The 7,466-nt window shown below is 46.2% G+C and carries 9 protein-coding genes; 4 read left to right on the forward strand and 5 right to left on the reverse strand.

What is annotated here, in order from left to right:
* Positions 1–1,013 (reverse strand): RNA-guided endonuclease IscB (gene iscB / locus F6K20_RS16840; RefSeq protein WP_287295376.1); only part of this gene is annotated, 1,013 nt, incomplete at its 3' end.
* A gap of 340 nt (positions 1,014–1,353) precedes the next feature.
* Here iscB and mnmA point away from each other — a divergent pair.
* Complete coding sequence (mnmA, locus tag F6K20_RS16845) at positions 1,354–2,442, forward strand: tRNA 2-thiouridine(34) synthase MnmA (RefSeq protein ID WP_008179058.1); 1,089 nt, start codon at positions 1,354–1,356, stop codon at positions 2,440–2,442.
* Here mnmA and F6K20_RS16850 read toward each other — a convergent pair.
* Entirely contained in the window at positions 2,401–2,535 is a 135-nt protein-coding gene (locus F6K20_RS16850; RefSeq protein WP_267871977.1) for a hypothetical protein, read from the reverse strand. The two genes, mnmA and F6K20_RS16850, sit on opposite strands and share 42 nt — an antisense overlap.
* Before the next feature lie 50 nt (positions 2,536–2,585).
* Here F6K20_RS16850 and F6K20_RS16855 point away from each other — a divergent pair, with 50 nt between their 5' ends.
* Positions 2,586–2,726 (forward strand): hypothetical protein, encoded by a 141-nt coding sequence (locus F6K20_RS16855; protein WP_287248821.1) that lies wholly within the window; start codon positions 2,586–2,588, stop codon positions 2,724–2,726.
* Positions 2,727–2,764: 38 nt separating this feature from the next.
* Here the strand turns inward: F6K20_RS16855 and F6K20_RS16860 are convergent, their stop codons facing one another.
* The 3 genes from F6K20_RS16860 to F6K20_RS16870 all read right to left on the reverse strand — a co-directional run bounded on the left by F6K20_RS16860 (position 2,765) and on the right by F6K20_RS16870 (position 5,136).
* Positions 2,765–3,004, reverse strand: a complete 240-nt coding sequence (locus tag F6K20_RS16860; protein WP_008179060.1) for a 2Fe-2S iron-sulfur cluster-binding protein — start codon at positions 3,002–3,004, stop codon at positions 2,765–2,767.
* A gap of 151 nt (positions 3,005–3,155) precedes the next feature.
* On the reverse strand, positions 3,156–4,646 hold the full coding sequence (cobQ, locus tag F6K20_RS16865) for a cobyric acid synthase CobQ (protein ID WP_287267067.1): 1,491 nt from the start codon (positions 4,644–4,646) through the stop codon (positions 3,156–3,158).
* Positions 4,647–4,719: 73 nt separating this feature from the next.
* Positions 4,720–5,136: an Npun_F0494 family protein gene (locus F6K20_RS16870; RefSeq protein WP_008179066.1), complete on the reverse strand. Its 417-nt coding sequence runs from the start codon at positions 5,134–5,136 to the stop codon at positions 4,720–4,722.
* A gap of 257 nt (positions 5,137–5,393) precedes the next feature.
* On the opposite strand from F6K20_RS16870, the gene F6K20_RS16875 reads away from it, so the two are divergent.
* Positions 5,394–5,828, forward strand: coding sequence for a peroxiredoxin (locus F6K20_RS16875; protein WP_008179068.1), 435 nt, complete (start codon positions 5,394–5,396; stop codon positions 5,826–5,828).
* 131 nt (positions 5,829–5,959) lie between these two features.
* Positions 5,960–7,372 (forward strand): response regulator, encoded by a 1,413-nt coding sequence (locus tag F6K20_RS16880; RefSeq protein WP_287295378.1) that lies wholly within the window; start codon positions 5,960–5,962, stop codon positions 7,370–7,372.
* Positions 7,373–7,466 lie beyond the last annotated feature (94 nt).

The following is a 7,466-nucleotide window of genomic DNA, read 5'->3' on the forward strand; positions in this document are numbered from 1 at the left end:
TTGGCTTTGGCGATCAGAGGTTTGTCCCCTTTCAGGAATAGTCTTTCGGGAGTAGAAGCCCCAACGCAAGCCGCATCCGCCCAGTGCGTTTTGGCAATACCCCGGAGTTTACGGTTGAATTTAGTCTGACCGCCAGAGCCCATTTCTACTGGCAATCCGATTGCTTTGAGTCTCCTAAACAATTCCCATCGGCTCGTATTAACCGCTGCTGCATCTTTCAACGGGACTAATGCTTTCGCTAACACCCGCTTTAATACCATGGGTTTCTTTTTGAGGAACACCTCGACAGGCTTGTTGCCCTTGGCTTGATTGCAAGAGCGGCAAGCTAGGGTTAGGTTGCTCACTCGGTTCGACCCCCCCTTGCTTAAGGCTCGGATATGTTCGATTTCGAGCGGGGTTCCCTCAGTGCCGCAATAAGCGCATTTTCTGCCCCATTTTTGAAGTAAATATTCCTTCACTTCAAAACCGAACAGTTCTCCTCGCTGGTACTCAATGCCGCTAATTTCGAGGTTCTGCATCTTCTGCATGTCGAATCTCACTAACTCTTGAGAAAGTGCAGTGATAGGACATACCTTTAGAATCCGACTAACCCAGGTTTCGACGTTCGCGATCCGACTTTCAAGGGATGGTGGGAGCCAGCCTTCTGAGCGAGTCCGGTTAAGAAACCTTCGCTTGCGATACCGGAGTTTTCGACTGCGTCGCCCCCGTCTTAACTGTCTACGAGAGTCAAGAGCGTTCTTAATTTGCTGTCCTCGGTGTTCTATCTCCAAAGCATTAGTCACCCGTCCGGTCTGCTCTTGAACTACAGCCATACCCGTAGTTTTGGAACCTGGATCAATTTTGCATCGGTGGGGATGGGTCAGTGAATGTTTGACCGTCCTGTCTAGTAGGACGATCGTAAATGGGTAACGCTTGAACACCTTAGCGCGTCCCGTATTGAGTAATTTTCTTGCCCGCGCCGGATGGCAGGGGTCTAGGGGTTTGAGGTTTTTATCTAGAACAAAAGTGTACATTACTGCACGTCTCAATTTCTTGGTAAGGTTTGCCTCGACGGTGTTAGTGCTCGGTACTTTCCGAATAACACTGGCTTTCCCGTATGGCCTGTTTAATTACCCGGTTGTAGAGCTTGGAACTGGCACGCATCCCAAGGTACGAACTTTAACTCTTGGCACTAACGGCTGCTAGATTTTTCTAGCCGTCTGGTCAACAAGCTTTATTCAAGCCCACACTGTACCCGTTAGGGTCAGTGTGCGGTAGTTGACTCGACTTAAGGTAGACGGACTTAGGGGTCAGGAGGACTACAATAATACTATACAATGCAATACCTCCCTAAGGCAGAAATCTGTTGAGTTGATGAATAAAGTTGTCGTTGGCTTGTCTGGCGGGGTAGACAGTTCCGTAGCTGCCGCCACCCTCTATCACAAAGGATACGAAGTTGTAGGATTGACCCTTTGGTTAATGAAAGGCAAGGGTCAATGCTGCTCTGAGGGAATGGTCGATGCAGCGTTTATCTGTGAACAATTAGGAATTCCCCACCACATTGTGGACAGTCGCGATGTTTTTCAGGAAAACATTGTGGATTACTTAGTCTCGGGTTACCAATCTGGGATTACTCCACTCCCCTGTTCTCAGTGCAACAAAGCAGTAAAGTTTGGTCCGATGCTGAGCTATGCCCATCAGACATTGGGGATTGATAAAATAGCCACAGGTCACTATGCCCGGATTACTTATGATGCTGAATGCGATCGCTATCAATTGCGGCGAGCAATAGACTTGACAAAAGACCAGTCATACTTCCTGTATGACTTGACTCAAGACCTGTTGGCGGCTTCCCTATTTCCTTTGGGAGAACTTAAGAAAACGGAAACGCGACGCCTGGCTGCTGAGTATAATCTCAAGACTGCTGATAAACCAGAAAGTCAGGACTTGTGTTTAATCGAATCCCACGGTTCCATGCAGAAGTTCCTGGACAAGTATATTTCCCAAACCACAGGTGACATCGTGGACTTGGATGGAAATGTGGTAGGGCAACATCAGGGAATTCACCACTACACCATTGGACAACGGAAAGGGCTAGGTATAGCTGCTCCCAATCCCTTGTATGTGATTGCCCTGGATGCAGCCAGGAATCGGGTAATTGTAGGGGAACGCCACCAAGCCACCCAAGCTGAATGTACGGTTCATCGGGTCAATTGGGTATCGATTCAGCAACCTACTGTTCCGATTCGAGCTTCTGTGCAAGTTCGCTATCGCTCACCTGCTGTACCTGTGAATGTGATTCCTCTAGAAGGAAATCGGATCAGATTAGTGTTCTATGAAGCACAATTCAGCATCACCCCAGGACAGGCTGCTGTTCTGTATGACGGGGAGCTGGTGCTCGGAGGTGGCATTATTGAGCAGCTACCAGAGAAAATAGCCAATGGCAAATTGCTTGAAGGTTGAAGTTTGAAGGTTGAAGGTTGAAGGTTGAAGGTTGTTCGGCCAAGGCGATTCGGTGTAGGGTAGGTTGTTCGCGTAGCGTGGCCGAAAGGCCAAGGTTAGTGGACAGTTAAATCAACTAGTGACCTTGACGAAAGCCGATTGCCATGGTAGTAATATACCTAAGCATTCAGCTATCAGCTAATGGGCTACGCGAACGCTACACCGAACAGCTTTTGAAGAAAACAGTTAAACATTCGTTTAATGTTACTAAAGCCCCAGGTTTGGAGCCTGTGTCACAAAGCTGACCGCTGACTGCTGACCGCTGAATGCTTACAATAATAGACTACCAATTGGTGTCAGAGTATAGATTAATCGTCAGCTGTTCATAACCTGCAGGTACAGCAGTGATACAAGAACAAACAGTCGGTCCATTTTCTATATCTACCTCACAGGCATGACAAGAACCCATCAGGCAACCTGTGGCAATGAACACACCAGCCCTTTCAGCCACTAGAAGGATGGGTTCTCCAACTTCGGCCTCAATTGTCACATCATCTGGTAGAAAGCGAACGCTTACACTCATGTTTGATTAGTCATTTCATTTGTTAGTTTTTTATTGTTAATTGTTTAGTTAATTTTTAATTTATAATTTCCCTTAACGATTTTCCATTTTCCATTTTCCATTCTCAAGTTTACTTTTTCCTTTTGACAAAACTAATCTGATAGTTAACGGTCTAAGACCTTAAAATCGGGGTTAAATCAAGATGAGATTCGATAGTATCAGCCAGTGAATTCAAAAGCGCTTCTCGTTGTTCCCGATAGTTGACAACCCCAGTAGGGAGAGAAGGTAGCCCTCGTCTGGAGCGCAGTTGATTCAACCAGGCACGTCGCCAAGGACTATTGTCAAACATTCCATGGAGATAGCTGCCCCAAATTGATTGATTCACGTCAACAATGCCCAAACCATGGTCATCGAATAAAGCTCGATAAGCAGATTTATTGTCTCCCATCTCCGCCTCAAGCAGTCGCGAACGCCCCTGATGAATTTCGTAACCGGTAATCGGTAAGCCAACTTGAGGATAATTTGATGTCACCATCCGTTGACGGGCAACTTTGCCACTAGTAATCAAGGTTTTTAAGGGCAACAAGCCTAATCCTGGATGACGTCCCTGTTTACCTTCTAAGCCATCAGGATCAACTAGGCTTTTGCCTAGCATTTGAAATCCCCCACAAATTCCCAAAATTGTCCCACCTGAGGCAGCATAGTTTTGAATTTGCTCAGCCATGCCACTTTTTTGGAGTACCATCATGTCCGCAATGGTAGTTTTTGTCCCTGGGAGAATAACTGCATCTGGATATCCCAAGGTTTCGTTTGGTGACAGATATTTCAAAAAGACGCTGGGTTCAGCTTCCAGGGGGTCAAAATCAGTAAAGTTAGAAATTCGAGGTAAACGAATTACTACGATAGTGACTTCCTTATTGGACTTGTTCCTGGTGTTGCGATCTAGTAAGTCAAGGGAATCTTCAGCGGGAAACAGTATATCAATCCAGGGAATAACTCCAACTACAGGAATACCAGTGCGTTCTTCTAACCATTTTATCCCGGGTTCGAGCAGCGATCGCTGACCCCTAAACTTATTAATCACGACACCTTTAATCAAAGCTCTCTCCTCTGGTTCGAGCAGTTCGAGAGTACCGATTACCTGAGCAAAAGACCCTCCACGGTCAATATCTACCACCAGCAAGGTGGGAGCTTTGAGGTACCGCGCCACTCGCATATTGGTCAAGTCGCGATGCTTGATATTAATTTCTACTGGGCTACCAGCTCCCTCACACACGACTAAATCAAACTCATTGGTTAAACGTCGCAGTGATTCTTCAATCACCTGCCAACCCTTATCAAAGTACTTTTCGTAGTACTCCGCAGCACTAACCTTCCCTACGGCTTTACCCATAAGAATCACCTGGGAGGTCATGTCACCCTGGGGTTTGAGTAAAATTGGGTTCATTTCCACACAGGGAATGACACCTGCAGCCCAAGCTTGTACTGCTTGGGCATGTCCAATTTCTCCACCATTGGGTGTAACATAGGCATTTAGAGCCATGTTCTGACCCTTAAAGGGACAGACACGCCAGCCTTGTCGCGATAGAAGGCGACATAGAGCTGTGGTTATCAAGGATTTTCCTGCGTGGGATGTAGTACCCACCACCATAATCGCTTTCATAATTCAGGGTTAGGGCGTCAGAACTAGCCTAGATGATCAATAAATTTAGATATCACCCTGTCACCAACTTGATTTAAACCGACAATCTTAGCCAGCGATTCAAGGTATGATCGAGTCGATCTGATAATGAGGGTGGAGGTAAGGTTTCTCCAAGCCGTTCCCACTTTTCTAACAACTGACGACCCAAAGGTGTCAATCGAAAACTATCCGTAATTCCCTGACCGTCTACTTCTCGACGTAATACACCCACTTGAATCAACCACATTAAATCGTTTTCTACTGCCAATTCAGACCTAGGGCGCGTTGTGTAGTTTTTCTCGACACCTTCAAGACCTACTATAGATAAGAGTGGAACACTGCTAGAACGCATCGCTGCCAATAGAGGCATCCGGAATGGCAAACAGCGCATTGCTTGCTCTGCACGCTTAGTAGTTCGGTCAGGATATTGAATAGGCTGGCTACCTTGAGACTGAATTGAAGTTCTTGCCACAGTTACTAAATCTCAGAACTATACTGACCGCCGATTATCTCTATATTAAGGTTTTTTTGACTTTAGAGGCCAACCTATTGTAATTTACTCTAGAAATTTTTGAATTTACTCAAGACCTAGGGCAAACTGGGCAACAAGCGTGCTTATGTATAATGGTGCTTACAGAAAAGGCACCCTAAAAGTCAAGTTACTACGTAAGTCGTATTACTGTAAACTTTATACATAAGTTCAGTATATTTTTATAGGAAACCAAAGTTATGGCTCTTCAAGTTGGCATGGATGCACCAGCATTTACTGTCAAAGACGACGAAGGCAATACCGTTTCACTGTCGGACTTTGCGGGAAAAACTGTAGTGCTTTATTTTTACCCCAAAGACGATACTCCAGGGTGCACCAAGGAAGCCCAAAGCTTTCGGGATAACTACACTGAGTATCAAGGTAAAGACATGGTGGTACTTGGGGTCAGTATGGATGATGAGGCATCCCACAAACAATTTAAGGAAAAGTATGGTCTGCCTTTCACCCTGCTAGCGGATACGGATGGCGCAATTACCAAGGCTTATGATGTAGATGGTGGCGGTTACTCCAAGCGTGTAACCTACATTATCAACGGCGAGGGCAAAATTACTCACGTTGATGAGACGGTAAAAACCGCTACCCACGCTCAAGATATCTTGGCAGCCATGGGCTAAACAAAGTCAAAACCATCAAACTTCGTCTAAATTTTTGTGAATTTGGGCGAAGTCGTCACTATTTATTTAATCCCTATATATCTAATTTAGAAACTAACTCATCCCCTTAGTGCTGGAGCTGTTAGGTCCCTGTGAGAATCCTGCTAGTAGAAGACGATGAAGGTATTGCCAAAGTAGTAACGGCAGCGCTAGCTAGTCAACATTATCAGGTTGATCTAGCTACAGATGGGGATGAGGGGATAGCACTAGCAGAGATACTTAAGTATGACTTGATTTTGCTAGATTGGATGCTTCCCAAGCTCACTGGGATTGACTTGTGCAAGCAGCTGCGAAACGCACGCGATCGCACTCCAATTATCCTCCTGACTGCCCAAGACACCAGCACTAACAAAGTCGAAGCTTTAGACGCAGGAGCAGATGATTATTTAGTCAAGCCCTTAGACATACCTGAATTATTAGCCAGAATTCGAGCAGTGCTGCGCCGCAGCAGCACCCCCCTACTGCCGGTGCTGGAGTGGGGATTGCTCCACCTTGACCCCAGTAACTGCCAGGTCAGCTACGATCAGGAACTCTTGCATCTGACACCTAAGGAGTATGGTCTAGTAGAGCTGTTTTTACGGAACCCCCACCGCATCTTTAGCCAAAGTTTCCTGCTAGATAATCTGTGGTCTTTTGAAGAACCCCCTACAGAAAATGCCGTTAGAGCTCATATCAAAAGTTTAAGGCGGAAACTCAAGCAAGCTGGAGCCAAAAATGATTTAATTGAAACTGTCTACGGCTTGGGGTATCGGCTCAGACAACCCCCTGAGGAAGGTTCAGCTCAAACAAAGACTGAGAAAAACAAAGGCAAAAAAGTAGCTAAAAAGACACCATCTAACCTCAAACAATCAAAGAGCAAGAGTGATAGTTCCGTTTCCCCATTCCCTAAGGCTCAATCCCAAGAACCAAAGCAATCAGGATTAAGTGCTATTTGGGAACAGCAGAAGTCAAACTATATCAAGCGGATCAATGTATTGGAGCAGTTGGTGACGGCTTGGCGAGATGGTGACGACTGCGGAAAATTGGAACAGGAGGCTTTACGGGAGGCACACACCCTAGCTGGTTCCCTCGGTAGCTTTGGTTTTGATCAAGCTTCTCTCAAATCCCGTGAGATTGAGCAGATATTGAAATCTGCGAAAAAAGTTAGCAAAGAGACCATAGCACATATGTCTCAACTAGTGGTAGAACTAGGAGAACAACTAGAGACAGAGCCTAACCTTCCAAAACCTAGTCAAAGTAAACCACTCTCCACTTTCCACTCCCCATTCCCTATTTCCAACTCCCCACGACTACTGATTGTGGATGATGATTTAACACTAGCGCAAGGGTTAGCTTCAGAGCTAGCAGCCTGGAAAATGCAGGTTGAGGTGGCAGGTGATATATCTCAAGGGAGAAAGGCAATTGCTGGTAACCGCCCAGATGTGGTTCTGCTAGACTTGTGTACTACCGCCGCGAAAGCCTGGCCCATCCCGGTCTACTCCTGCGCCTTTGCAACGACGCCTTGAAGGATAACGTCGAACTCTCGCAGTGGATCCATACCGGTAGCAATATGCAGATGCTGGGGCTTGCGCGTGTCGGCGACGAGCTGTTCGCCAGGGC

It is taken from the genome of Moorena sp. SIO2C4, assembly GCF_010672485.1.
In the GTDB taxonomy this organism is placed as follows: Bacteria; Cyanobacteriota; Cyanobacteriia; order Cyanobacteriales; family Coleofasciculaceae; genus Moorena; species Moorena producens.